The sequence below is a fragment of the Streptomyces sp. NPDC104581 genome (assembly GCF_055583685.1).
The window spans coordinates 18,857-45,563 of sequence record NZ_JBVJNN010000017.1 but is presented as its reverse complement, the minus strand read 5'-3'; the positions used below and the strand labels follow the sequence as shown (position 1 = coordinate 45,563).

At 71.4% G+C, this 26,707-nt stretch carries 20 protein-coding genes; 10 read left to right on the top strand and 10 right to left on the bottom strand.

Features of this window, described 5'->3' with window-relative positions; genetic code table 11:
* The first annotated feature begins 563 nt into the window (after positions 1 to 563).
* The 9 genes from ACZ61E_RS16165 to ACZ61E_RS16125 all read left to right on the top strand — a co-directional run bounded on the left by ACZ61E_RS16165 (position 564) and on the right by ACZ61E_RS16125 (position 9,494).
* Positions 564 to 1,487: a methyltransferase domain-containing protein gene (locus ACZ61E_RS16165; RefSeq protein WP_469700260.1), complete on the top strand. Its 924-nt coding sequence runs from the start codon at positions 564 to 566 to the stop codon at positions 1,485 to 1,487.
* A gap of 178 nt (positions 1,488 to 1,665) precedes the next feature.
* Positions 1,666 to 2,604 (top strand): GntR family transcriptional regulator YhfZ, encoded by a 939-nt coding sequence (gene yhfZ, locus ACZ61E_RS16160; RefSeq protein WP_469700259.1) that lies wholly within the window; start codon positions 1,666 to 1,668, stop codon positions 2,602 to 2,604.
* Between the two features lie 126 nt (positions 2,605 to 2,730).
* Positions 2,731 to 3,117 carry a transcriptional antiterminator gene (locus ACZ61E_RS16155; RefSeq protein WP_469700258.1) on the top strand — a complete coding sequence of 129 codons (387 nt, stop codon included), beginning with the start codon at positions 2,731 to 2,733 and terminating at the stop codon, positions 3,115 to 3,117.
* Positions 3,118 to 3,137: 20 nt separating this feature from the next.
* The gene (locus ACZ61E_RS16150; RefSeq protein ID WP_469700257.1) at positions 3,138 to 3,494 is read left to right on the top strand and encodes a DUF2620 domain-containing protein; all 357 of its coding nucleotides are present in this window, start codon (positions 3,138 to 3,140) and stop codon (positions 3,492 to 3,494) included.
* 87 nt (positions 3,495 to 3,581) lie between these two features.
* Complete coding sequence (locus tag ACZ61E_RS16145; protein ID WP_469700256.1) at positions 3,582 to 4,961, top strand: YhfT family protein; 1,380 nt, start codon at positions 3,582 to 3,584, stop codon at positions 4,959 to 4,961.
* 54 nt (positions 4,962 to 5,015) lie between these two features.
* Positions 5,016 to 5,987 (top strand): phosphotriesterase family protein, encoded by a 972-nt coding sequence (locus ACZ61E_RS16140; RefSeq protein ID WP_469700255.1) that lies wholly within the window; start codon positions 5,016 to 5,018, stop codon positions 5,985 to 5,987.
* 1 nt (position 5,988) lies between these two features.
* Positions 5,989 to 7,092, top strand: a complete 1,104-nt coding sequence (locus tag ACZ61E_RS16135; RefSeq protein WP_469700254.1) for an aminotransferase class V-fold PLP-dependent enzyme — start codon at positions 5,989 to 5,991, stop codon at positions 7,090 to 7,092.
* Positions 7,093 to 7,094: 2 nt separating this feature from the next.
* Positions 7,095 to 8,255: an alanine racemase gene (locus ACZ61E_RS16130; protein WP_469700253.1), complete on the top strand. Its 1,161-nt coding sequence runs from the start codon at positions 7,095 to 7,097 to the stop codon at positions 8,253 to 8,255.
* A 12-nt stretch (positions 8,256 to 8,267) separates the two neighbouring features.
* Positions 8,268 to 9,494, top strand: a complete 1,227-nt coding sequence (locus ACZ61E_RS16125) for a phosphopentomutase (RefSeq protein ID WP_469700252.1) — start codon at positions 8,268 to 8,270, stop codon at positions 9,492 to 9,494.
* 63 nt (positions 9,495 to 9,557) lie between these two features.
* Here ACZ61E_RS16125 and ffh read toward each other — a convergent pair whose 3' ends face one another.
* From ffh to nsdA, 5 genes are all read right to left on the bottom strand, one after another.
* The gene (gene ffh, locus ACZ61E_RS16120) at positions 9,558 to 11,108 is read right to left on the bottom strand and encodes a signal recognition particle protein (RefSeq protein ID WP_469700251.1); all 1,551 of its coding nucleotides are present in this window, start codon (positions 11,106 to 11,108) and stop codon (positions 9,558 to 9,560) included.
* A 183-nt stretch (positions 11,109 to 11,291) separates the two neighbouring features.
* Positions 11,292 to 13,742: a [protein-PII] uridylyltransferase gene (locus ACZ61E_RS16115; RefSeq protein ID WP_469700250.1), complete on the bottom strand. Its 2,451-nt coding sequence runs from the start codon at positions 13,740 to 13,742 to the stop codon at positions 11,292 to 11,294.
* A gap of 253 nt (positions 13,743 to 13,995) precedes the next feature.
* Positions 13,996 to 14,334, bottom strand: coding sequence for a P-II family nitrogen regulator (locus tag ACZ61E_RS16110; RefSeq protein WP_078074856.1), 339 nt, complete (start codon positions 14,332 to 14,334; stop codon positions 13,996 to 13,998).
* The gene (locus tag ACZ61E_RS16105) at positions 14,331 to 15,617 is read right to left on the bottom strand and encodes an ammonium transporter (RefSeq protein WP_469700249.1); all 1,287 of its coding nucleotides are present in this window, start codon (positions 15,615 to 15,617) and stop codon (positions 14,331 to 14,333) included. The genes ACZ61E_RS16110 and ACZ61E_RS16105 overlap by 4 nt, the downstream gene beginning before the upstream one ends.
* 344 nt (positions 15,618 to 15,961) lie before the next feature.
* Positions 15,962 to 17,434 (bottom strand): transcriptional repressor NsdA, encoded by a 1,473-nt coding sequence (gene nsdA / locus ACZ61E_RS16100; protein ID WP_469700248.1) that lies wholly within the window; start codon positions 17,432 to 17,434, stop codon positions 15,962 to 15,964.
* 446 nt (positions 17,435 to 17,880) lie between these two features.
* Here nsdA and ACZ61E_RS16095 point away from each other — a divergent pair, with 446 nt between their 5' ends.
* Positions 17,881 to 18,540 (top strand): bifunctional DNA primase/polymerase, encoded by a 660-nt coding sequence (locus tag ACZ61E_RS16095; protein WP_469700247.1) that lies wholly within the window; start codon positions 17,881 to 17,883, stop codon positions 18,538 to 18,540.
* A gap of 192 nt (positions 18,541 to 18,732) precedes the next feature.
* Here the strand turns inward: ACZ61E_RS16095 and ftsY are convergent, their stop codons facing one another.
* The 5 genes from ftsY to ACZ61E_RS16070 all read right to left on the bottom strand — a co-directional run bounded on the left by ftsY (position 18,733) and on the right by ACZ61E_RS16070 (position 26,592).
* Positions 18,733 to 19,932 (bottom strand): signal recognition particle-docking protein FtsY, encoded by a 1,200-nt coding sequence (gene ftsY / locus ACZ61E_RS16090; RefSeq protein ID WP_469700246.1) that lies wholly within the window; start codon positions 19,930 to 19,932, stop codon positions 18,733 to 18,735.
* A gap of 102 nt (positions 19,933 to 20,034) precedes the next feature.
* Positions 20,035 to 21,459: a sugar porter family MFS transporter gene (locus ACZ61E_RS16085; RefSeq protein ID WP_469700245.1), complete on the bottom strand. Its 1,425-nt coding sequence runs from the start codon at positions 21,457 to 21,459 to the stop codon at positions 20,035 to 20,037.
* A 135-nt stretch (positions 21,460 to 21,594) separates the two neighbouring features.
* Positions 21,595 to 25,449 (bottom strand): AAA family ATPase, encoded by a 3,855-nt coding sequence (locus tag ACZ61E_RS16080; protein ID WP_469700244.1) that lies wholly within the window; start codon positions 25,447 to 25,449, stop codon positions 21,595 to 21,597.
* A gap of 179 nt (positions 25,450 to 25,628) precedes the next feature.
* Positions 25,629 to 25,847 (bottom strand): hypothetical protein, encoded by a 219-nt coding sequence (locus tag ACZ61E_RS16075; protein ID WP_023538382.1) that lies wholly within the window; start codon positions 25,845 to 25,847, stop codon positions 25,629 to 25,631.
* Between the two features lie 463 nt (positions 25,848 to 26,310).
* A complete protein-coding gene (locus tag ACZ61E_RS16070) occupies positions 26,311 to 26,592 on the bottom strand; it encodes an acylphosphatase (RefSeq protein ID WP_469700243.1) in 282 nt (93 codons plus the stop codon).
* Positions 26,593 to 26,707 lie beyond the last annotated feature (115 nt).

The window sequence follows — 26,707 nt, the reverse complement described above, 5'->3', positions numbered from 1 at the left end:
GTACGAGAAATACGTACACCGGAACGGGGTCACGCATGCCGTGCACCGTTCGCCGACCGCGTCGATGCCCTCGCCGCTCGGACCTCTTCAGGAGGGCGGGACCACAAGAACGACATTATCGGGCGCGGCGCCGATCCCCGGCATCGCCCCCCGGTCGGGGCGGGCGGCGCGCAATCGCCCGATACCGGTTGGACCCTCGGGAGTCGGGGGATTCCCTCGCTGCGACCTCACCCTTTCGGCCCAACCCTCACCGAAGCGCGCCCACACGCCTCGCGCACCGCTCCGCCTTGCCCGCGGCGATTCGCGGAAGCCTCGCCGCGACGGCGCTCGGGGCGCGGCCAGGGGCGATTCGACGGAGGCTCGCACCGTGAGGCGGACAAGGTCCGGTGAGAGCGATTCGCGGTGCGCCGGGGCGCACGACCGGAGCACACAAGGATTGCCCGCGTACCACTGGACGCGGGCACGGATGCGGAGTTCCCTGGCATACGGGGGACGAAGGCGCGCATGTACACGGGGGCTGTCAATCGGGGCACAAAACTCTCGGCCGGATTGGGGCGCTATCAATGACTCGTACGCTCGTCCAGCACCACCAGCAGCAGGTGAACGCGGTCTCGGCGGACGCCTCTACAGAGGCGGGTGAGCGTGCCCGCGACTGGGCCGAGATCCAGGAACGGATGCTGGTGCCGCTCTACGAGGCTGTGTACGAGCGGCTGGAGGTCGGCCCCGGCACGCGGCTGCTCGGCCTCGGCTGCGGCTCGGGGCTCGCGCTGCTGATCGCGACCGCCAGGGGCGCCCATGTGACCGGCGTGGACGCCGACCGGGAGCGGGTGGCGCTGGCCCGCGAGCGGCTCGTCCACGACTCGCGCCCGATGACGCGCTCGGCACCGTCAGCGGTGCCGGTGGGGGCCGCGAACGGCGGGGCGGGGGCGTTCGGCGGTGGGGCGGGCGCGCGCGTGCTGACGGGGGGCGCCACGGCCGTCATGGAGGCGGAGCGCCCCGTCTATGACGTGATCACGGCGTTCCAGCCCATCGGTGTCGCCGACGACGACTCGGACGGGCTCGGACCCGCGCTGGCGGAGGCGGTACCGATGGCGGACCACGGGACACCCGTGGTCCTCGCCGGCTGGGGGCCGCCGGAGCGGTGCGCGACGTCCGCCGTCCTGAGGGTCGCGGGGCGGCTGACCGAACGGCTGCGGAAGGGCGGCGGTTACCGGCCGCCGCGCAGGGACGACCTGGAGGACGTGGCCGCGCGGGCCGGGCTGAAGCCCGACGGGTCCGGGCGCGTGTCCTGCCCATTCGGATACGCGGGGATGGAGAGCGCTCTGCGCGGGCTGCTGTCGACGGGAGTGTTCGACGCGGCGGTGCGGGCGACGGACCAGTCCCAGGTGGAGAAGGAGATAACGGAGGCGCTGTACCCGCATGTCCGGCGCGACGGGACCGTGTGGATGCCCAACGTCTTCCGCTACCTGATCGCACGCACGCCCTGACGAGGTAAGGCGCGGGCAGTCCGTGCGGTGCGCCGCGGGCCAACCTTCGTACTGCTGAGGACGTCACGGACAGCCGTGACGTCCTCAGTGGGAGAGCGGCTCAACGCGTGCAGCTTCCGGTGAAGAACACTTCGCGCGACTCTTGTCAGTATCCAGAATCCTGGTTACTGTCCCAGCTGTGACCGGCTTCGACGAACGCTTCCTGACCCGCAACGGCCTCGCCGCCCGGCAGCTCGCCGTCCTGCTGCTCAACCGCGAGCCGGACACCCGCCTGCCCCGCGTCCGGGACTTCGCCGAGGAGCTGGGCGTCGGCAACGGCACGGTGCAGGCGGCGCTGCGACTCCTGGAGTCGGCGGGCGCGATCCGCACGACCGCGCGCGGCCACCTCGGCACGTTCCTCGTCCACTCCGACCGCTCGGTCCTCTGGCGGCTCTCCGGACTGGGCACGTTGCTGGCGGCGATGCCGCTGCCCTACTCGCACCGGTACGAGGGGCTGGCCACCGGGCTGCGCGCCGCGTTCGAACAGGCCGGGGCGCCTTTCGCGATCACGTTCATGCGCGGCGCCGGGGCACGTACCACCGCGCTGATCGAGGGCAAGGTGGACCTCGTGGTCCTCTCGCGCTTCGCCGCCGACCGGCTGGTCGAGGAGCGCCCCGTGGAACTCGTCGCGGACCTCGGACCCGCGACGTACGTGGGGGCGCACGGGCTGCTGTTGCGGCACGGCGCGGCCCTGGAGGCGAAGGGGCTGCGCGTCGCCGTCGACCACGCCTCAGAGGACCAGCGCATACTCGCGGAACGCGTCTTCGCGGGACGCACCGACATCGAGTGGGTCGAGGCGTCGTACATGCAGCTGCGCGACCTCTTCGCGCACGACCGGGTCGACGCGACCCTCTGGAACCTCGACGAGGTGCAGGACCGGCTCGGCGCCGGCGTGGACGTACTGCCGCTTGGCGACGAGGTCACCCGGGACCTGTCGCTGCGCAACTCCAGCGCCGCGATCATCGGCAGGACCGAGGGGGCGAAGGCGCTCGGCGCCGTACGCGACTCCCTCGACCTGTCGGTCGTCACCACCTGTCAGGCCGAGGTACTGCGGGGTGAGCGCGCGCCCTCCTACTGACCGTCTCGCCCCCCGGCGGTGCGGCGAGGTCCGGCCCGCTCCCCCGCGGGGAAAAGAGGACACCGAGCCTCTGCTCAAAATCCAAAATCCTGGTTACTGTCGCATTCGAGGGATGAAGGGAAGACCATGGACGATCAGCTCGCCCTCCGCATCGAACTGTTCCGCGAGAGCGGTCAGGTCCGGCCCGAGGTCGCCGCCTTCGTGACCGCCGAGCTGGACGCCCTGGGCGCCGAGGGCCGCACCGTCACCGAGGCGACGGCGGGCACGCTCACCAGCCACCTCATGATGGCTCTCACCAGGTTGCTCAACGGCGATCCGATCGCTGCATTCCCCACCGACGCCGAGATCACCGCCGAGCTCGCCGGGCACCCCGACGCGGTGGCGCGGGCCCGCGCCGTCTCCGCACGCGCGGCCTCGGAACTCGGCGCGCCCCTTCCCGACTCCGAGATCAACTTCCTCGGACTGCACCTCGCCCTGCTCGACCAGAACTCGCCCCCACGGCACGAGACATGAGACATGAGAAGGAACCAGCCATGACGAAGATCCTCACCGGCGGCGTCGGCAAGGCCGAGGTCACGGAGACCGTGAAGAGGCTCGGTCTCGACGGCATCGAGATCACCGCCTCCAATGACATGGAAGCCGCGATGAAGCTGCGCGGCGGCCAGGCCGACTACTTCCTCGGCACCTGCCACACCGGCGCCGGTGCCTCCCTCGGCGTGCTCGTCGGGCTGCTCGGCAAGCCCGCCTGCCACACCTTCGGACGCTCCGTCCCCACGGAGGACGAGGTGAACGCCCTGCTCGCCGAAGGCAAGAAGGTCTTCGGCTTCGCCATCGACCAGATCGACGTGATCGCCCCGCTCATGGCCCGCGCTATCGCCGCGCGTGGCTGACGGCCCCGTACGAGCCGGAAGGGCTCGACAGACCTCGTAAGACCCCGCGCCGGGCCACGCCCCGCCGGGCACTGAGGAGTGAATCCCGTGAACAGCGTCCTCGCAGCGAGTTCGACCGATCTCGAACTCTCGCTGGCACAGCAACTGACCGTGATAGCGCTGTGTGCGCTGACCGCGTTCATCTCCCATATGGCACTGGCCGTCTTCAACGACGGCGTGCGCCCCTTCATGCTGGACTTCATCCAGGGGCGGTCCACGCGCAGCGCCACCACCGCGGTGTCCTTCGGGCTGTCGGCCGGCTTCATCTTCGGACTCGGCGCACCGATGGCGCTGTCCACCGGCGTGCTCAACCCCTGGCTCGTCTTCCTGCCCACCGACATCCTGGGCATCCTGTCGCCCAAGAAGTGGATCGCGCCGCTGCTCGGCGGGGCGTGGGGCGCCGTGGTCGTGTTCGGCCTCAACGGGGCCAACAGCATCGCGCACGACCTGCCCGTCGACTTCCTGACCGCGCTCCAGCAGATGTCGACGCCGATCCTGTTCCTGTTCACGCTCTTCCCGGTGCTGGCCATCACCAAGCAGTTCGGGCGGCTGCGGGGCGGCATCGCGGCGATCGTCGAACTGGCGCTCGTCGTAATGACGATGAAGCTCTGGCCCGACATCTTCCCCGGCTCCATCGCCATGGCCGTAGGGGTCCTCACGCTCATCGGCTTCGCCGTCAACAAGGACCTGGCGCAGCGGAAGTCGGACCGGGCCGAGGCGGCGAAGGCGGCGGCCGCGGATGGCCGGTCACCGGAACCGAGGAACGGGGCGGGGGACGACGCGGAAGATCCGATGGCCTCGCTGTTCAGCGCGAGCGCGCTCCGGCTGCGGCGCCACCTGCCGCTCTTCATGCTGCTCGGGGCGGGCGTCTGCGTACTGGCCCAGTCGCACGTGTTCGGCGGCGGCGAGGCGACGAGCTTCCTGATCGCCAAGGGCGACTACGCGGAGGCCGCCCAGGTGGACTTCTACCGGGCGTTCGGCTTCGTACCGCTGATCGCGACGACCGCGCTCGCCTCCGGCGCGTACGGCATCGCCGGCTTCACCTTCGTCTACCCGCTCGGCTATCTGATGCCGAACCCCTTCATCGCCGCCGTCGTCGGCGCGGCGGTCTTCGCGGTGGAGGTGCTGGCGCTCTCGGCGATCGGCAGGGTCCTCGGGAAACTGCCCAGCGTGCGTGACTCGTCCGAGCACCTGCGGAGCGCGATCGGCGACGCGCTGGGGCTCGCGATCCTCTTCGGTTCGCTGATGGCCGCCAACGTCATGGGAGGGGGCCTGGGCATCCTCATAGTCGGCGGGCTCTATCTGCTCAACGAGTCGATGGGCCGCCCCGTGGTACGGATGGCGGCCGCGCCCGCCGCGGTGATCGTCGGCGGCGTACTGCTGAACATCCTCTACTGGCTGGACCTGTTCACGCCGATCAAGGGATAGGTGGCGTCGAGGACCACCGCGGCGAGCACGCACGACCCAGGAAGGCCCCGCGCCATGCACCAGCACTCCGACGATGCCCACCGGCCAACCGAGTTGCGCACCGTCACCGGCACACTGCCCGTCTCCGCCGTACGCGGTCCGGCGCTCGCCCATGAGCACCTGGCCCTCGACCTCGACCGTGCCGGGGACGGTGGGGCGGTTCTCCGCCCGGACGAGCACGGGCGCGCCGTCACCGGGGAACTGGCGCAGTTGCGCGAGGAGTACGGCCTCGGGCTGGTCGTGGAGCTGACCTGCCGCGGCATGGGCCGCGCTCCACACACCATGGCCCGGATCTCGGAGGAGTCCGGGGTGCCGGTGGTGGCCGCCACGGGCTGGTACTACGAGCCGTTCCACCCCGCGGAGCTGGACGGGGCAGGCGTCGAGGAGTTGACCGCGACTCTCGTACGGGAGATCCATGACGGATTCGGCGACACCGGCATACGGCCCGGCGTGATCGGCGAGATCGGCAGTCACGGTGACGTACCGAGCAAGGCCGAGACGCGCGTGCTGCTGGCCTCGGCGCACGCCGCCACCGCCACCGGACTGTCGGTCGCCACGCATGCCCAGCTCGGCCGCGGCGGTCGCGCCCAGCTCGACCTGCTCACCGGAGCCGGACTCCCGCCGCACCGGATCTCGCTGGGCCACCAGGACCTCCTCGACGCCCCGACGGTGCACCGTGAGCTGGCGGCGAGCGGCGCCTACGTCGCCTTCGACACCGTCGGCAAGGAGGGCTACCAGAGCGACACGACGCGGCTGCGTCTCCTGCTCGCGCTGGTCGAGGCCGGTCACGCCGACCGGGTCCTGCTCAGCTGCGACATCTCGCGGCACGCCTACCTGCGGTCGGAGGGAGGTCAGGGGTACGGGCATCTCTTCCGCTCCTTCCTGCCGCGGGTGCGCGCGGCAGGCGTGGACGAGGACCTGATCGACCTGATGACACGACGCAATCCGCTCCGGTTCCTGACCGGCGCGGACACGAAGGAGAGCTGAGATGTCCGTCCACCTGCCGCGGACCTTCCCGCTGGCGACGGTCCCGCTGGACGACGCGGTCCGGATGCAGTTCAGGCTGCTGGAGTGCACCGCCGCCCGTTTCGAGGGTCGCCAGCTCTTCGAGCCGGACGCGGGGGTGGTGCCGGACCTCGGCCGGCCCCGTACGACGGCGCGGGTCGAATCGGTGCTGGCCGACTTCTTCGGCGCGCAGGACGCCGCGCTCGTACAGGGCGCGGGCACGGGCGCCATTCGCGCGGCGCTCCAGGGCTCCGTCGGGCCCGGTGACCCTCTGCTGATCCACCGGGCGCCGGTGTACCGGACGACCGCCGTGACACTGCGCGGGTTGGGGGTGCGCACCGTCGAGGCGGACTTCAACGAGGAGGCCGCGCTTCACCGGGCCCTGGACTCGGGCGGGTTCGGGTGGGCGTATGTCCAGCACAGCCGGCAGCGGCTCGCCGACTCGTACGACATGGGAGACGTTCTCGCCGCCTGCCGCACCGCCGGCGTGCGGACGATCGTGGACGACAACTACACGGTAATGCGCGCACCGTTGTCGGGAGTTGAGCTCGGCGCCGACGCCTCGTGCTTCTCGCTCTTCAAGCTGCACGGGCCGGAGGGGGTGGGCGCCGTCGTCGGGGCGGCCGATGTCGTGGAGCGCGTACGCGCCGACAATTACTCGGGCGGCGGACAGGTGCAGGGCCACCAGGCTCTCGACGCGCTGCGCGCCCTCACGCACGTCCCTGTCATGTGGGCCGTCCAGTCCCGGGTCGGCGCGGAGATCGCCGACCGGCTGGAGGCCGGTGAGGTGCCCGGCGTGGCAGAGGTACGGATCGCCAACGCGCAGGACCGCTGTCTGCTCGTACTTCTCGACCGCCCCGTCGCACGTGCACTGCCTTCCGCGGCGGCACGGTACGGCGCCGCGCCGTACCCCGTAGGCTCCAACTCCCGCTACGAGATCACCCCGCTCTTCTACCGGATGTCCAGCTCGGCCCTCGACGACGCCCCGGACCTCGCCGACCGGACCGTGCGGATCAACCCCATGCGGGCCGGCGCCGATCTGGTGATCGAGATCCTCCGCCGTTCGCTGCACGACCTGAAGGACTGAACGTGTTCCTGGACGCCGTCCTCGCCCGCAACCCCGCGCTCGTCGACGTGGCGGTCTCCCTGCACCGCTCCGGCGCCGTTCCGCCCGACACGTACGTGATCGACGCCGACACCGTGGAGGCCAATGCCGCGCTGCTGGCCGGTGAGGCCGAACGGTTCGGGCTCTCGCTCTGGTTCGTGGTCAAGCAGATCGGCCGCAACCCGGCGCTGATCCGGGCGATCGCCCGGCACATCCCCCGGTTCGCGGCGATCGACCCGTACGAGGCGCGGCTGATGCACGAGGCGGGGGCCCGGGCCGGCAACCTCGGCCACCTCGTGCAGATCCCGCCCCGTCAGCTTCCGGAGATGCTCGGCTGGCGGCCGGAGACGGTGACCGTTTTCGACCTCGCCAACGCCCGCGCCGTCTCGGACGCGGCCCGGAGACTCGGCACCGTCCAGGACGTACTCGTACGCATCGAGGGCACCGACAAGGTCTATCCGGGGCAGGAGGGCGGCGTGCCGGTCGCCGGCCTCGACGACTTCGCGGCGGTGGCGGAGACGTTGCCGGGTATCAGGATCGCGGGCGTGACCGCGTTCCCCTGTGTCCTGTGCGATCCGTCGACCGGCGCGCCGGCCCCCACTAAGAATTTCCAACTCGCGATCAAGGCGCGCGAGTTGCTGGCGGCGCGTGGGCATGATGGGCTGAAGCTCAGCGCTCCCAGTGCCACCTCCATGGCGTCCCTCCCCCTCCTCGCCGAGCTTGGCGCCACGCACGGCGAGCCGGGCCATGCCCTCACCGGGACGACCCCGCTCCACGCGGTCGACCTCCAGCAGCCCGAACGTCCCGCCTACGTGTACGTCAGCGAGGTCGCCCACACCCTCGCCGACGGACGGCCCGCGATCCACGGCGGCGGCTTCTACCCCCGCGCGCGCATCCGGGACGCGCTGCTGCCGCGCACGGGGCTGCGGCTGCCGGTGCAGGACACACCCCCGGAGAACATCGACTACTACCGGCTGCTCCAACTCCCTACCCACGCCGCGGACGTTCGGGTCGGGGACACCGCCGTACTCGCCTTCCGTACCCAGATCTTCGTCACCCGCTCGAGCGTCGCGGTGGTCTCCGGGCTCTCCACCGGAGAGCCCCGGCTGACCGGCCTGTACGACGCCCAGGGCCGGGCCCGGTAAGGAGCCAGAGCCATGAGCACGACCGTGATCGTCGTGATCGACGGATTCGGAGTAGGAGCGATGCCGGACGCGGGTTCGCTGAGGCCCGGTGATCTCACCGCCGACACCTGCGGGCATGTACTCGACCGCTGCCGCGCCTCGCTGGGCCGGCCTCTCCGGCTGCCCGCACTCGGGGCGCTGGGCCTCGGTCTCGTCCACCCGCACCCGGACCTCGCCCGGCGGACCGGCCGCCCCGTCGCCGCGGGCCGGGCCGCCCTCGGCTACCCCGGGGCCGACACCTTCGCCGGGCATCAGACCATGATGGGCGCGGACTTCAGCCGGGTCACGGTGGCCCCGCTCGCCGGGCATCTGGAGGAGGTGAGCGGCGCGCTCAAGTCGGCGGGCCACCGTGTCGAGCCCCTGGCGGGCCGGCCCCTCCTGCTCGTCGACGGCGCCGTCCTGGTCCACGACAACCTGGAGGCCGACCCCGGCATCAACTGGAACGCCTCCGGACGTCTGGAGGACCTGTCCTTCGACGGCATCCTCGCCATCGCCCGTAAGGTGCGGGCCGTCGCGCCGGTCGCCCGGGTGATCGCCGTCGGTGGCCGCGCGGACGGGGCTCTCAGCACCTACGTACGGGACGGCGACGGCGGCACCGTGGGCCTGGACACCCCGGCCACCGGCTTCTACCGCAACGGCGGCCTCCAGGTGCGTCATCTGGGGGTGCGACTGGACCACACCCGGCAACTGCCCGACCTCGCGGCGCGCGCAGGTGTCCCCGTCACCCTGGTCGGCAAGGCGGCGGACATCCTGGCGTGCGAGGCCGCCGTACGGCGCCCCGCCGTCGCGACGGGCGAGGTCATGGAGCACACACTGACCGCGGTACGGGGCGGGCGGGGCGGCCTCGTCGTGGCGAACGTGCAGGAGACCGATCTCGCGGGCCATCAGCAGGACACCGGGCGCTACGGGAGCGTCCTGGAGCAGGTCGACCTCGGGCTCGCCGAGCTGACGGGGCTGCTCACCGCACCGGGCGACCGCCTGATCGTCACGGCCGACCACGGCAACGATCCGACGATCGGGCACGCGTACCACACACGCGAGTACGTCCCCGTCCTGATCCACCGCCCGGACGCCGCGGGGATCGAACTCCTCCCGGACGCCGCCACCCTGGCGGACGTGGGGGCGACGGCCGCGGCCGCCCTGGGCCTGGACGCGCGCACCCTCATGACGGGCACGACGCTGCTCGACCGAGCGCGCTGAGGCCGCGACGTACGCGCGGGTACGAGGCGCCGACTCGCGCCCCGTACCCGCGGGCCGACCGCCTCAGCCCATGAACTTCTTGAATTCGTCGGGCAGTTCGAAGTTCTTGTCCGCGTCGGCCGCCGGCAGGCCGAACGCGCCGCCCGCCTGCGCCGCTTCCTCGCGCCGTACCGCCGCGGCCTGCTCCTCGGCCTTGCGCTTCATCGGGTTGCCGGAGCGCCGCTTCCCCTTGGCCTGCTTCTGCTGCTTCTTCTGCCTGCCGGGTCCGCCGCCCGAGCCCGGAGCGCCCGGCATTCCGGGCATCCCGCCGCCCTGCGCCATCTTCGACATCATCTTGCGGGCCTCGAAGAACCGCTCCACCAGGCTCTTCACGGCGCTGACCTCGACGCCCGAGCCCTTGGCGATGCGCGCCCGGCGTGAACCGTTGATGATGGTCGGCTCCTGCCGCTCACCGGGCGTCATGGACTTGATGATCGCGGCGGTGCGGTCGACATCGCGCTCGTCGATGTTGCTGATCTGGTCCTTCATCTGCGCCATGCCGGGCAGCATCCCGAGCAGCTTCGAGATGGAGCCCATCTTCCGGACCTGTTCCATCTGTGCCAGGAAGTCGTCGAGCGTGAACTGCTTGGGCCCCTTCGCCAGCTTCTGGGCCATTTTCTCGGCCTCGGCCTGGCTGAAGGTCTGCTCGGCCTTCTCGATGAGGCTGAGCATGTCGCCCATGTCGAGGATGCGGGACGCCATGCGGTCCGGGTGGAACGCGTCGAACTCGTCCAGCTTCTCGCCGTTGGAGGCGAACATGATCTGCTTGCCGGTGACGTGCGCGATGGACAGCGCGGCGCCGCCGCGGGCGTCACCGTCGAGCTTGGACAGCACCACGCCGTCGAAGCCGACACCGTCGCGGAACGCCTCGGCGGTGTTGACCGCGTCCTGGCCGATCATCGCGTCGACGACGAACAGGACCTCGTCGGGCTTGACGGCGTCGCGGATGTCCGCGGCCTGCCGCATCAAATTCTCGTCGATGCCGAGACGGCCGGCGGTGTCGACGATGACGACGTCGTGGACCCTGTCCCTGGCGTACTTGATCGAGTCCTCGGCCACCTTGACCGGGTCGCCCACACCGTTGCCCGGCTCCGGCGCGTACACCGAGACGCCGGCGCGTTCGGCGACGACGGAGAGCTGGTTGACGGCGTTGGGACGCTGGAGGTCACAGGCGACCAGCAGCGGGGAGTGCCCCTGGCCCTTGAGCCAGAGGCCCAGCTTGCCCGCGAGGGTCGTCTTGCCCGCGCCCTGGAGACCGGCGAGCATGATCACGGTGGGCGGCTGCTTGGCGAAGCGCAGGCGCCGCGTCTCGCCGCCGAGGATGCCTACGAGCTCCTCGTTGACGATCTTGATGATCTGCTGGCTGGGGTTGAGCGCCCGCGAAACCTCTTCACCGCGTGACCGCTCCTTGACCTTCGCGGTGAAGGCGCGGACCACGGGGAGCGCGACATCCGCCTCGAGGAGCGCGATGCGGATCTCGCGTGCGGTGGCGTCGATGTCCGCCTCGGACAGCCGCCCCTTGCCGCGGAGGGTTTTGAAAGTCGCTGAGAGGCGATCGGAGAGGGTATCGAACACGGCGCTCGTAGGTCCTCGGGGGTCGGGGTCAGGGTGGATTGCTCTCCAGGGTATCCGGCCGGGCGAATACGAGGGGCCCTGCCCGGTGGGATTGACCCCACGGGGCCTTCCGGCGCCGTGGCGTACCGGCCCCGTGCCGCCCCCGTACCGCGACGTCCGACGCCCCGTGCAGGTCGCCCCGTGTCAGTCGCGCAGCGCCTCCTCCACGGTCTTGGCGACCGTCGTCGCCTCCCCCGCCGTCAGCGGGGCCCCGTCGGGGCGGGTGACGTACACGGTGTCCACCACGTTCGCGCCCAGCGTCGACACGTGCGCGCTGCGGACCCGTACCGTCGCCTCCTCGAGCGCCCGGCCGATCCGGTGCAGCAGGCCGGGGGCGTCCTGCGCGCGTACTTCGATGACGGTGGCCAGTTCCGAGCTGCCCGGCACCACCGTCACCCGGGGCGGCGGGGCCTGGGTGCCGCGCCGCCGGGGATAGGCGGCCTCGCGCTCCGCGAGCCGGGACCGGATGTCGAGCGAGCCGTCCAGGGCCCGTACGAGGTCGGCACGGAGCCGCGCGGCCTGGGGCAGGGAGCCGTACGCCGCGGCGACCCGCCAGCTCAGCAGCAGGACGTCGGAGACCTCGCCGAGCGCCGTCGGCAGTTCGACGATGCGCAGATCGGCCGCGCGCACGGTGAGCCGGTGGAGCGCGAGGACCCCCGCGGCGGCCGGAAGGACGCCGGGGCGGTCGGGAAGGGCGATGAGGAGTTCGACGCCGACCGGTTCCGGTTCACCGTCCTCCTGAGGAGGCTCCGACTGGGCGTGGAGGGACAGGACGGGGCCGCCGGTACGCAGCGCCTCGACCGCGAGGCGCTCCTGTTCCGCGCTGGTCACCACGGGGCGCAGGGCGGCGGGTGGCCTGCCCGCGAGGGCGGCGGCCACGCGGCCGACGAGGTCCGAGACGAGTGACCCCCGCCACGCCGACCACGCGGCGGGCCCGGTGGCGAGCGCGTCGGCCTCGGTGAGCGCGTGGAGCAGTTCGAGGGTGGACAGCGAGTCGACCTTCTCGGCGACGGAGCTGACGGTCGCCGGATCGTCCAGGTCGCGCCGGGTGGCTGTTTCGACGAGCAGCAGATGGTGGCGTACGAGGGTGGCCACGACCTCCGCGTCGGTCCGGTCGAACCCGATCCGCAGGGCGACGGAGCGGGCGACGGGCTCACCGGCCGCCGAGTGGTCCCCAGGCAGTCCCTTGCCGATGTCGTGCAGCAGGGCCGCGACCAGGAGCAGGTCGGGGCGGCTCACCCGGCGGGTCAGCGCGGACGCCTCGACCGCCGTCTCGACGAGGTGGCGGTCCACGGTCCAGGTGTGCACGGCGTTGCGCTGGGGCCGGCAGCGGACGCGCTCCCACTCGGGGATGAGGCGGGTGATGAGCCCTTCGGCCTCGAACGCCTCCCAGACCGTGACGGTGGGCTCCCCCGCGCCGAGCAGCGTGACGAACTCCTCGCGCGCCGCGGCGGGCCACGGCGCGGGCAGGGGGCCGGCGGCGGCGAGCCGCCTGACGACGTAGGGCGAGATCGGAAGCCCGGACTGGGCGGCGGCGGCAGCGGCGCGCAGGGGCAGCACGGCGTCGCGTTCGACACGGGCCGTCCTGGCGAGCACCGCCTCGCCGTCCTGCTCCACGACGCCTTCGGCGAGCGGCGTCCGCTCCGGGGCGGGCCTGCTCCCGCCGAACAGGGCGCGCAGGCGCGGGCGGGCGGCGCGGGAGCGCAGGACGCGGTTGACCTCGCGCCAGGTGACGTCGGAGGCGTACGACACGGTGCGCGCGGCTTCGTAGACCTGCCGCAGGAGTTCGTCCGCGTCGCCGATGCCGAGCTCCGCGGCGACACCGTCCTGCTCCTGGAGGGCGAGGCGGTCGGTGGCCCGGCCGGTCGTCAGGTGCAGGGCGTCGCGTACGTCGAGGAGCGCGCGGCGGGCGTCGGCGAGTCCCTCGCGGGGGGCGTCGGCCAGCCAGGACGCGGCGACGGCGCGCAGCGCGGTGGCGTCCCTGAGCCCGCCCCGTGCCTCCTTGAGATCGGGTTCGAGGAGGAACTGCAGTTCGCCCGTGCGCTCCGCGCGTTCGCGGCAGAGCTCGTCGAGTTCGGGGAGGCGCTTGGGGGCCTGGTTGCGCCAGTCGGCGAGGACGGCGGTGCGCAGCGCGGCGGCGGGCGCCGGGTCACCCGCGATGTGGCGGGCGTCGAGGAGTCCGAGCTGCACCTTCAGGTCCTCGCCGGCGGTCTTGCGGGCCTCGGTGGTCGTCCGTACGGAGTGGTCGAGGGCGAGCCCGAGGTCCCAGACGGGGTACCAGACGCGGTCCGCGAGCGCGGCGACCGCCGCGGCGTCGGAGCCGCCGTCGTGCAGGAGGAGGAGATCGAGGTCGCTGCGGGGGGACAGTTCGCCGCGCCCGTAACCCCCTACGGCGACGAGGGCCGCGCCCTGGACGCCCGTCTCGCGGGCGGCGGCGGTGAACAGCGCGTGCAGCCAGTCGTCCGTGAGCCGTGCCAGGGCGGCCCTGCGTGGCGGGCCGGACCGTGCCTTCTCGTGCAGCAGGCCCAGCCGGGCCGCCGCGTAGCCGCTGGGTCCCGGGTCCGGTTCTCCGGTCGTCTGTTCAGGGGTGGTCACGCGGCAGGTCCCGTCTTTCGGCGGGCGTCCCGCGTGCGGGTCGCCCGGTTTCGCTGCGCGTCCGGTCTCGGGCCGCGCTCGGTGTCTCAACTCGCGCGGCGTAGTCACGAGTTAGGCGCCGGCTCCCGCTCCGTCCCCGGAACGCGAGCGGCGCCGGGCGCACCCCTTGGGAGGGTGCGCCCGGCGCCGGAGCGTGCCCGCTCACCGAGCACGCGCCGGCATCGGACCGGGTCCGGTGTCAGAGGGCGTCTGATCAGAGGGCGTCGGGACCGCGTTCACCGGTACGGACCCGGACCGCCGTGTCCACCGGCACGCTCCACACCTTGCCGTCGCCGATCTTGCCCGTCCTGGCGGCCTTCACGACGACCTCGATGAGCTGCTCGGCGTCGCCGTCCTCGACCAGCACCTCGATGCGGATCTTCGGCACCAGGTCGACGGTGTACTCCGCGCCCCGGTAGACCTCCGTGTGGCCGCGCTGCCGGCCGTACCCACTGGCTTCCGTGACCGTCAGGCCCTGGACTCCGAAGGCCTGGAGGGCCTCCTTGATCTCGTCCAGTCGGTGTGGCTTGACGACTGCGGTGATGAGCTTCATACGTCCACCTTCTTGTTCCGCGCCGCGCCGGCGAGGTCCTTGTCCGTAGCGGTCACACTGCTTCGGCCCGAGGGCGAGCCTCCCACCGCGCTGAAGTCGTACGCGGATTCGGCGTGGAACGCCATGTCCACACCGCTGGTCTCGTCGTCCTCGGAGGCCCGGAAGCCGATGGTGGCATCGACGATCTTGGCCAGGATCCAGGAGACCACGAAGGAGTACGCCATCACCGAGAAGGCGCCGATCGCCTGCTTGCCGAGCTGCGAGGCACCGCCGATGCCGTCGACCGCCAGGACGCCGACGAGCAGGGTGCCGATGACGCCGCCGACGAGGTGGACGCCGACCACGTCGAGCGAGTCGTCGTAGCCCAGCTTGTACTTCAGGCTGACGGCCCACGAGCAGGCGGCTCCGGCGACGACGCCGATGAGCAGCGCGCCGAACGGATTGACGTGCGCGCCGGACGGGGTGATCGCCACCAGACCGGCGACGGCTCCTGAGGCCGCGCCGAGGGTGGTGAACGCGCCGTGCCGGACGCGCTCGTAGATGAGCCAGCCGAGCATGGCCGCGCCGGTGGCGATCTGGGTGTTGAAGGCCATGATCGCGGACGTGCCGTTGGCGGCGAGGGCGGAGCCGGCGTTGAAGCCGAACCAGCCGAACCACAGCAGCGCGGCGCCCAGAACCACCAGCGGCAGGCTGTGCGGCCGCATCGGGTCCTTCTTGAACCCGATGCGCTTGCCGACGACAAGGACCGCGGCGAGTGCTCCGACACCGGCGTTGATGTGGACCGCCGTACCACCGGCGAAGTCGATCACTTCCAGCTTGAACAGCCAGCCGTCGGCCTGCCACACCCAGTGCGCGACCGGGAAGTAGACGACGGTGACCCAGAGGCCGATGAACAGGGCCCAGGCGGTGAACTTGACGCGGTCGGCGAGTGCGCCGCTCATCAGCGCCGGGGTCAGTACGGCGAACATCAGCTGGAAGAGGGCGAAGGCGTAGACGGGGATTCCCTCGTCGCCGCCCGTGAGCGTCTCGGGGGTGATGCCCTTCAGACCGATGTGGTCGAAGTTGCCGAGCAGTCCTCCACCGATGTCGTCGCCGAATGTGAGCGAGTACCCGTAGAGCACCCACAGCACGCTGACGATGCCGAGCGAGATGAAGGACATCATGAGCATGTTCAGGGCGCTTTTCACCCGGACCATGCCGCCGTAGAAGAAGGCCAGGCCGGGCGTCATCAGCATGACGAGCGCGGCACTGATCAATACGAATGCGGTATCTGCGCCATTCAAGGCCGGCGTCTCCTCGTGGGTGGGAAATACGGCCCGTGCGGATGCTCTTACTTCTGTGGGCCGACTAGTGGTCAGGAGATTGACGCGGGGTGATTTCGGTCGATGCCACCCGATGTTTCACGCCAGTGACGAAGTGGTCCGGGGTGTTACGCCTGGATGAACTGCCGTGTCGCGGGGTGTCTCGATGGCAGAATCCGGCCGCGGCACCCCGCCCGGGCGGCCTGGCGCGGGGGAAGCCGTGACGGCTGTACGGGCGAGGGCCGCCGCCGGGGATCAGAGGCGCGCGGGGACCGAACCGGGGCCCGGAATCACCCACGGGCCCCGCGAGGCGCTCCACGGGCCGTTCAGACGGCTTCCGCGGCCTCCGGAAGCTCCTCGCTGAGCTGCTCGGTCAGCTGGTTGATCTCGGAGACGTCCCCGAAGTCCCTGGTGGCCGTGGTCACCGTCTTGCGGAGCCGCGTGTTGACGCGCTCGGAGCGCACCTTCCTGGCGATGCCGAGCGCCTCCTTGAGAAGAGGGGTGGACCGCTCGGGCTCCTTCTGAAGGAGGTGGACGGTGGCCATCCCCACGAGGTTCAGCGCGTACGACCGCTGGTGCTCGTCGTCCTTCTCGAAGAGCTGGACGGCACGCTCCATGACGGGCTCGGCGAGCGAGGCGTACGTCGGGCTGCGCCCGGCGACGTAGGCGAGGTCCCGGTAGGAGTGCGCGTTCTCACCGTTGAGCTCGGCCTCGGAGAAGAAGCGGATCCAGTCGGGCTCCGGCTCGCCGTCGTCCCCGGCGTCGGCGAAGGTGTTCTCCGCCATCCGCACCGCGCGCTTGCACTTGCCGGGCTGCCCCATGTTGGCGTACGCCCGCGCCTCCATCGCGTACAGCATCGACTGCGTACGGGCCGTGGCGCAGTCCCTGCTGCCGTACTGGGCGAGGTGGATCAGCTCCAGGGCGTCGTCGGGGCGGCCGACATGGATCATCTGGCGGCTCATGGAGGAGAGGATGTACGACCCGAGGGCCTTGTCCCCGGCCTCTTTGGCGGCGTGCAGGGCCAGGACGAAGTACTTCTGGGCGTTGGGCTGGAGTCCCACGTCGTAGCTCATCCAGCCGGCCAGTTCGGAGAGTTCGGCCGCGCACCTGAACAGCCGCCGCGTCGTGACCTCGCACTGCGACTCCTGGAGCAGATCCGTGACCTCGTGGAGCTGGCCCACGACCGCCTTGCGGCGCAGCCCGCCGCCGCACTGGGCGTCCCACTGGCGGAACATCACCGTGGTGGACTCCAACAGGTCCAGTTCCGGCGCGGAGAGCCGCGAGGGGCGGCGTACGGCGGCCACGTCCGCGCCGTCCTGGTCGGCCGGCGACGTGGGCACCAGCCAGCGCTGCATCGGTTCGACGAGGGCGGGGCCGGCGGCGAGCGCGAGCGACGTCCCCAGGAAGCCGCGCCGGGCCAGCATCAGGTCGCTGCGCGAGAACTCGCTGATCAGCGAGACGGTTTGAGGCCCGGCCCAGGGCAGGTCGACGCCGGAGACCGACGGTGACTGGTGCGCGGAGCGCAGTCCGAGCTCCTCCACGGAGACGACGCTGCCGAAGCGCTCCGAGAACAGCTCCGCGAGGATGCGCGGGATGGGCTCCCGCGGCTGTTCGCCGTCGAGCCAGCGGCGTACGCGCGAGGTGTCGGTGCTGATGTGGTGGGCGCCCATCTGGCGGGCGCGGCGGTTCACTTGGCGCGCGAGTTCGCCCTTGGACCAGCCGCTGCGCCGGAACCACGAGCTCAACTGCTCGTTCGGGCGCTTGCCGGCAGCCGTACCGTCTGCGCCACTGCCGCCCACTGGAACGCCCCCATTCGCTGAAGCCCTGTCGCGCGAACTTCTACCAGAATGCCGTCACTTACGGTCTTCTGTCCGGAGATCGCGCTTCTTCGAACAGAGAACCGACTTGCCTGCGGCATAACCACGAACGTGCGACTCCCCACCGTTCGCGTACTCAAAGTAATCCTACGATCACCCCTCCGGTGAGGCGGATTCGATAAACGCCACCATTCGCCACCCCTTCGAATGAACTCGCCCGCGGCCAGGCGCGATTCACTTGTCGGTGACGATCAGGAACGGATGGAGCGGTGCACGTGGGGGCGCGCGACCCCGAACGCACCACCCCGGACGTCACCTCGCGCCATCGGAACGAGTGCGGCGGGCCCGGGCAGGACAGGAAGCCGACGGAGGGTCGCGAGAGAACTCCGCATCGTAACCACCGGAGAGTTCGACCCGTTGGAGGGGGCATGGGCTTCACGATCGGCGGGATCCGGGAGATGCGGTCCGTCGCACGCCGCCGGGGGCGCGGCACCGAATTCACGTCGGTGGTGGAGTACACCGGACTCTGGGGCTGGGACGTCGCCCCCGGCGCGCGTGCCGTGGCGGGCCGCTGCTCCTGTGGCGCGGCCGAGTGCCCGGCGCCGGGCGCGCATCCGCTGCAGCCCGGTCTGGAGGTCCCCGCGGGGGCCACACTGGACGATGCCGCCCACGCGTGGTCCCGGACGCCCGGAGCGGCCGTTCTGCTGCCCGTGGGGCGTGCTTTCGACATCATCGACGTCGCCGAACCGGCCGGCTGCCGCGCGCTGGTCAGACTGGAGCGGATGGGGCTGCCGCTCGGCCCCGTCGCCGTCACGCCGACGGGGCGGGCGTACTTCTTCGTCGCGCCCGGCGCCGCCGCCGAACTGCCGCACCTGCTCTACCGGATGGGCTGGGACGACGCCGGTCTCGATCTGCGCTGTCTGGGCGCGGGCGACCACGTCACCGCCCCGCCGTCCGACCTCGGCGGCCTCGGGCCCGTCCGCTGGCTCCGCCCGCCCGCCCTGGACACGGCGGGCGATCCGCCGCAGGCGCGACTGCTGCTCGGCACCCTGGCGTACGTCTGCCACCGCTCGCCCGGCCGCGACTGAACGGGACCCCGGCGGCGGTACCGGCGCCGGGCCACGCGGCGCCTCCGTACGAAGGGCCCCACCGCGCTGCCGCGGAAGGGCCCTTTCTTCGTACGCCGCTTCGTGAGCCGCCCCCTACGGCGCCGGGCTACGGCGGCTCGTACGGTGCGCACCGCGCCGGCGTTCAGCCGCCGTCGCTGGGTACTCCACCGGTCAGCCGTCGATGAGCGCGTCGACGAACGCCTCCGGCTCGAACGGCGCCAGATCGTCGGGGCCCTCGCCCAGTCCGATCAGCTTGACCGGAACACCCAGCTCCCGCTGGACCGCGATCACGATGCCGCCCTTGGCGGTGCCGTCCAGCTTGGTCAGCACGATGCCGGTGATGTCCACCACCTCGGCGAACACACGCGCCTGCACGAGGCCGTTCTGCCCCGTCGTCGCGTCCAGGACCAGCAGCACCTCGTCCAGCGGACCGTGCTTCTCCACCACGCGCTTGACCTTGCCGAGTTCGTCCATCAGCCCGGTCTTGGTGTGCAGACGCCCCGCTGTGTCGATGAGGACGACGTCGGCGCCCTCGGCGATGCCCTCCTTGACCGCGTCGAACGCGATCGACGCCGGGTCGCCGCCCTCGGGACCACGCACCGTACGCGCGCCCACCCGCTCGCCCCACGTCTGGAGCTGGTCTGCGGCGGCGGCGCGGAAGGTGTCGGCGGCGCCGAGCACGACCGACCGGCCGTCGGCCACCAGGACCCGCGCCAGCTTGCCGGTCGTCGTGGTCTTGCCGGTGCCGTTGACGCCCACGACCATCACGACGCCCGGGGTGTCCAGACCGCTCTCGGTCTTCACGGCGCGGTCGAAGTCCGTGCGCAGCAGCGCGAGCAGTTCCTCACGGAGCAGGGCCCGCAGCTCGTCGGGAGTGCGCGTACCGAGCACCCTGACCCGCTCACGCAGCCGCTCCACCAGCTCCTGAGTGGGCGCGACGCCGACGTCGGCGGTGAGCAGGGTGTCCTCGATCTCCTCCCACGTCTCCTCGTCCAGGTGCTCGCGTGAGAGCAGCGTGAGCAGCCCCTTGCCAAGGGTGTTCTGCGAGCGGGCGAGGCGGGCGCGGAGCCTGACCAGACGGCCGGCCGAGGGTTCCGGGATCTCGACCGCCACGGGCGGGGCGGCCACGACCGGGTCCTCGACGGCGGGCGGCGTCGCGGCCGCGTCCGGGCGGCCCGCCTCGTCGGTGGTGCGGCGGGATCCCTCCCGCGCCTCGTCGCCGACGTGCGGCTCGGTGGGAGGGGCCGTGATGGTCGGCGTACCCGACGGTCCCGAGGTCGGCGGCTTCTTCCTACGGCTGCTGACCAGGAGCCCGGTGATTGCGGCGACGGCGACCACGGCGATGACTACGGCAAGAATGACGATGTCCACCACGTCATCTTCGCAGGCGATGCCGCGCTTCGGCCGGTGGGGAGATTCCGGGCCCCGACGGGGCGGCGGATTCGCGGCCCCGGGGCCGTACGGCGGGGGACCTCAGCCCATCTCCTCCAGCGCCTTGCCCTTGGTCTCGGGAATCCACTTCAGGATGAAGAAGACCGAGAGCAGGGCGAAGCCCGAGTAGATCACGTACGCCCCCGACAGATCCCAGTCCGAGAGGGTCGGGAAGGTGACCGTGACGGCCCAGTTGGCGATCCACTGCGCCGACGCCGCCACGCCGAGCGCCGCGGCCCGGATCCGGCCGGGGAACATCTCGCCCAGCAGCACCCAGACGACGACGCCCCACGACAGCGCGAAGAAGAGCACGAAGGAGTGGGCGGCGAGGAGCGCCACGGTGCCCTGGGTGTTCGGGATGGAGATGTCGGTGCCGCTGCCGCTCTTGTAGGAGAACGCCCACGCCGCCAGGGCCAGCGAGACCGTCATTCCGGCGGAGCCGATGAGCAGCAGCGGTCGTCGGCCGATCCGGTCGACGAAGACCATCGCAATGACGGTGCCGATGATGTTGATGATCGAGGTGGTGAACGAGTAGAAGAACGAGCTGGTGGGGTCGATCCCGACGGACTGCCACAGCGACGCGCTGTAGTAGAAGATCACGTTGATGCCGACGAGCTGCTGGAGCGCGGAGAGGCCGATGCCGATCCAGACGACGGGCAGGAAGCCCACCCTGCCGAGCAGGTCCTTGAACGTCGGCTTGTGCTCCTGGTGAAGGTTGGCCTCGATCTCCCGCACGCGCGCGTCGAGATCGGCGTCCTTGTCCTCGACCTCGGCGAGCACGCCCCTGGCCGCCTCGTTCCTGCCGACGGAGACCAGGTAGCGGGGCGACTCGGGGATGGCGAAGGAGACCATGCCGTAGAGGACCGCCGGGACGACCATGACGCCGAGCATCCACTGCCAGGCCTCCAGGCCGCCGATCTCGCCGCGCTGGTCGCCGTCGGCGATCTGCAGGATGCCGAAGTTCACCAGCTGCGAGACGGCGATTCCCAGGACGATCGCCGCCTGCTGGAACGAGGCGAGCCGGCCGCGGTACGCGGGCGGTGAGACCTCCGCGATGTACGCGGGGCCGATGACGGACGCCATACCGATGGCGAATCCGCCGATGACCCGCCACATGGCGAGATCCCAGAGAGCGAACGGCAGCGCGGAGCCGACGGCGCTGACGGTGAACAGCGCGGCGGAGATCCGCATGCAGCGGATACGGCCGATCCGGTCGGCGATCCGGCCCGCCGTGGCCGCGCCGATGGCGCAGCCGATGAGCGCGGCGGCGATCACCTGGGCCAGCGGACCTGAGCCGATGTCGAAACGGCCCCTGATGGCCTCGACGGCGCCGTTGATGACGGAGCTGTCGTAGCCGAAGAGGAAGCCGCCCATGGCGGCTGCCGCGGTGATGAAGACGACGTGGCCGAGGTGCTCCGGGTGGGACTGTCCGCCGCCGGACCGCTGCGGCTTGGCTGTACTTGTCACATGGGGCTCCTGTGGCCGCCCGGAAGCTGCCCCGGACGTGGTGGGAAAGCCCCTCCAGTGGGGCACAGCTCCGCGCGGCCCACCACCCGGGGGTGGACGCACAGCGGAGGTGCGGGTGCTCGTCCGGGCACGCCTTCAGTGGAGGCGCTGGCTGATCACCTTGGACACGCCGTCGCCCTGCATGGACACGCCGTACAGCGCGTCGGCGACCTCCATCGTGCGCTTCTGGTGCGTGATCACGATCAGCTGGGAGCTCTCCTGGAGTTCCTGCATGATCCGGATCAGCCGCTGGAGATTGGTGTCGTCCAGCGCGGCCTCGACCTCGTCCATCACGTAGAACGGGCTCGGCCGCGCCTTGAAGATCGAGACGAGCAGCGCCACGGCGGTCAGCGACCGCTCGCCACCGGACAGCAGGGACAGGCGCTTGACCTTCTTGCCCGGCGGGCGGGCCTCGACGTCCACGCCGCTGGTGAGCATGTTGTCGGGATCCGTGAGGACGAGGCGTCCCTCGCCCCCGGGGAAGAGCCGCGAGAAGACGCCCTCGAACTGAAGGGCCGTGTCGCGGTACGCCTCCGTGAAGACCTGCTCGACCCGTTCGTCGACCTCCTTGACGACCTGGAGCAGGTCGGCGCGCGTCTTCTTGAGGTCTTCGAGCTGCTCGGAGAGGAACTTGTGCCGCTCCTCCAGCGCCGCGAACTCCTCCAGGGCGAGCGGATTCACCTTCCCGAGTTGCTGGTACGCCCGTTCGGCCGACCGGAGCCGCTTCTCCTGCTCGCCCCGTACGTAGGGCCGGGGCTGGTTGCGCGGGTCCTCGGGGTCCTCCGGCAGTTCCTCGCCCTCGGCGGGCAGGGACGGCGGTACGAGCTGGTCCGGGCCGTACTCGGCGATGAGGCCCGCGGGCTCGACGCCCAGCTCCTCCAGCGCCTTCACCTCCAGCTGCTCGATCCTCATCCGCTTCTCGGCGCCCAGGACCTCGCCCCGGTGCACCGAGTCGGTGAGCTTGTCGAGTTCGTTCTTGAGATCGCGCCCCTGGTTCCGCTCCGCGACCAGTTCCTGTTCGCGCCCCGCCTTCGCCGCCTCGGCCGCCGTGCGTTCCTCGTCGGCGCGTACGACCGACACCTCCACGTGCGCCAGCAGTTGTCTGGCGCCGGAGGCGACGGCCCCGGCGACGGCGGCCTCGTGGCGCAGTCTGGCCCGCCGGCGCTCCGCGCGGGCCCGCGCCTCGCGCTCGGCCCGGGCACCACGGTCGAGAGAGTCCGCGCGGCCCGCCAGCCCCTTGACGCGCTCCTCGTGGGTACGGACCTGGAGCCGCGCTTCCATCTCGGTCTGCCGGGCGTTGGCCCCGTCGGCGGCGAGCCGGTCGCGTACGGAGGTGTCGGGCTCCTCCTCGACGGGCGCCTCCTCGGCGACCAGCAGGCGCTCCGCCAGTTCCTCGGCCTCCTCCGTGGCCCGGTCCAGCGCGTCCTGGGCCTTGGCGGCGGCCGCCGAGGTCCGCTCGGCCTCGCCTGCGGCGCCTCTGGCCTGGCCGGCGAGACTGCCCAGCCGGCCGGACACTGCGGACTTCTCACGGTCGGCGGCCCGCCGCCGCTCCCCCAACTCCTCGACGAGCGCGGCGCATTCGCCACGCCGACCGGTCGCCCGGCGCTGCTCCTCGGCCAGTTCGCCGCACCGTACGGTGAGTTCGGCCAGCTCGGCGGCGGCCTCGTCGACGGATGCCTGCACTTCGAGGAGGCTGGGCGCCCCGGCGGAGCCGCCGTGCGCGAAGTGCGCGCCGAGGAGGTCGCCCTCCGCCGTCACGGCGGTCAGTCCGGGGCGCGCGGCGACCAGTTCCTCGGCGTCCTCCAGGGTGCCGACGACGACCATGTCCTGGACGAGGCGCCGTACGGCGCCCAGGAGCGCGTCGGGGCCCCGTACGAGGTCGACCACACGGGGTACGGCCGGATCGGTGGCCGTGACCTGCACGGGGCGGGTGGGGGTGGCGCCGTGGGCGTCACGGCCGTCCGCGAGGGCGGGGACCGCGCGCGCCCCGTCCGTCCGGCCGGGCGCGGCGCCGGAGGCGGCCGGGACGCCGCCGTCCCGGTGCGGCACCGGCCCCGTGTACGCCGCGCCGGTGGTGCTCGGTGCTGCGTCCGCGGCATCCCCCGCGCCGGCGGCAACCTGACCGGGCACGCCGGGCGCCGTACCGGATCCGCCCTCCCGGGACCGAGCACCGTCCTCCGATCCGCCGGGCGGCGTCGCCTGCCCCGGCACACCGGGCTCGGGCGCGGGAGTTCCGGCGCCGAGCAGCAGGGAGGCCCGACCCGCGTCCTCTTTACGGAGGAGGCGGATCGCCTCGGCCGCGGTCGTCGCGTCGGTCACCGCGATCGCGTCGGCCGCCGCGCCGAGCGCCGCCGCCACCGGGACCTCGAAGCCAGGCGTGACGGTGAGCAGTTCGGCGGCGGGACCCAGCAGGCCGGAGAGCCGGTCCCGCGCGCCCAGGAGCGCGCCGCTGCCGTCCTTGCGGCGCAGCCCGAGGGCGAGCGCGTCGTGCCGGGCGGAGAGCGCCGCGCGATCGCGTTCGGCCGCGGTGGCGGCCTCGCGCGCCGCCGTCAGGGCGCTCTCCGCGTCGCGCAGCGCCCGTTTGGCCTCGTCGTGCCGCTCGCCCAGCTCGTGGTCGTCGGCCTCCAGACCGTCGACCTCGGCCTTGAGCTGTTCGTACTCCTCCTGGGCGGTGACGGCGCGCTGCCGCGCCCCGTCACGGGCCTCGGCCAGCCGGCCGATCTCGGCCTGCGCCGACGCGGCGCGGCCGCGGGCGGCGTTCACCTGCCCGTTCAGCCGGGCAAGTCCTTCGCGCCGGTCGGCGATCGCCCGCGCCACGTCCTTCAGGCGGCGTTCCTCCGCCGCGAGCTCGCGTTCGAGGTCGGAGCGGTGCGCCACGGTGTCCTCCAGCGCGCGCTCGGCCGCTTCGAGCGCGGCCTCCAGCTCCGCCTCCTGCTCCCGGACGCGGGCGGCCTCGCGCTCCATGTCCTCGGGGTCCCGCCCGCGCCGTTCGTCCTCGGGCGCGGCGGTGGCGCTCTTGACCCGGGCGTCGGCCAGCGAGACGGTGCCCCGTACCCGCTCGGCGAGCTGGGAGAGTTCGTACCAGGTCTGCTGGGCGCGCTGGAGTCTGGGTGCCAGGCGCCGTACCTCGTCCTCCAGCTCGGCCTCGCGCGCCAGCGCGTTCCTCAGCCGGAGCTCGGCCTCCTCCTTGCGCTGCTTGAGCGCCGCCTCGTCGGCGACCTCTGTACGGAGGGCGTCACGCAGCTTCACGAGGTCGTCGGCGAGCAGCCGCAGCCGCGCGTCGCGCAGGTCCGCCTGGATGACGGCGGCGCGGCGTGCCACCGCGGCCTGCCGCCCCAACGGCTTGAGCTGTCGCCGCAGTTCGTCGGTCAGGTCCTGGACTCGCGCGAGGTTGGCCTGCATCGCGTCGAGTTTCCGCAGCGCCTTCTCCTTGCGCTTACGGTGCTTCAGAACGCCCGCGGCCTCTTCGATGAACGCCCTGCGCCCCATCGGATCGGCGTGCAGGACGGAATCGAGTTGTCCTTGACCGACGATGACGTGCATCTCGCGGCCGATACCGGAGTCGGAAAGCAGTTCCTGGATGTCGAGCAGCCGGCACGTGTCCCCGTTGAGTTGGTATTCGCTGCCGCCGTTGCGGAACATGATCCGCGTAATGGTGACCTCGGCGTAGTCGATGGGCAGCGCACCGTCGGAATTGTCGATGGTGAGGGAGACTTCGGCGCGTCCGAGCGGCGGCCGGCCCGTCGTGCCGGCGAAGATCACGTCCTCCATCTTGCCGCCGCGCAGTGACTTGGCCCCCTGCTCGCCCATGACCCAGGAAAGGGCGTCCACGACGTTGGACTTGCCCGAGCCGTTGGGTCCCACGACGCACGTGATGCCGGGTTCGAACCTCAGCGTCGTGGCGGAGGCGAAGGATTTGAACCCGCGCAGGGTCATGGCCTTGAGGTGCACGCCGCCGGACTCTACCTTCCCCACTTCGCCCGACGGCGGTTTCACCGCTGAATGAGGAGGGCACATCAGACGTGAGAAGTACCGGATTGACGGTGGGGGGAAAGACAGAAGGGACGCCGAAGCGTCCCTTGCATGTTCTCGCGAGAGTGTTTCTCACCTGACCCCGACGGGGGCTGCTGTCAGGTGAGCGCCGGCTCCGCCTGGGGTACGTCGAGGTCGATGCCGTCGAACGGCGAATCGCCATGGTGCTGTGCGGCGGCAGCGCTCAGCGCGTCATTCTCGGACTGGATCCGTACGAGCTCGGATTCGAGGTCCTGGACGCGCTGCTGAAGCCGTCGCATCTCGGCGAGGAGTCGCGGGTCAGAACCGCCGACGTAACCGAGAAGCGCCTTTGCCATGATGGATGGGCCTCCACACTGAGTGACCGACCGAAGCGGTGTGGGTCGTGAGGGATTTCCGCACCCGCACTGCCTGGCAGAGGTTCCGCACTGTGATTCTTACTGCCAAACAGCCAAGGTGCGCGGGGCTTCCAGAGTCTCACCAAAAAGTTTGACGGTCAACACGATCACAGCCCGTCATCGCCGGGCGGCCCAGGGGCGTACGTCCGCGTGCGGTGCGGCGGCGCCTCTCCTGCGGCCCCGGAGGGCGTGGAGATCATCGTTAACGCGGCAGCTTGGCACGGGAACGCGCTCCTTGGCAACCATTGGTCAATTCCTGCCGGAAGGGCTTGCCGGCGGCATACGGGCAGGCCGGACGCGGTCCGGCTCGGGCGCGTCCCCGCACACCTCGGCCCATTCAAGATCGAACAGGAATGATCGGGATCGTACGAGCCGCTTCGGAACACCGCGGCGCCGGTCGCGATCACCGGATGGCGAAGGTCTCGTATCCTCGGCGCGGTGTGCCCCAAATCTCAGTGACTCCGTCGACACGACCGGGCGTGTCGTCCGAACGAAGCCAGTCGAGCAAACGGTGGCAATTCTCACGTGATCCCTCCGCGACGACCTGTACCCGACCGTCGTCCAGATTCAGGGCGAAGCCCGTGAGGCCTCCGATCCCCAGTGCGTTTTCCCTGGTGAACCAGCGGAAGCCGACTCCCTGTACGCGACCGCGTACCCATGCGGTGATCCGCACGTCTTCGTTCATAGGTGCAAGCTAATGGGCCAATACCCGCGTGAGCACATCGCCCCCACCCCGCTTGGCGTACAGTCCCGTCGAAATGAGCCTCACTCGAATGGGTGAAGCACATTGACGTCATGAG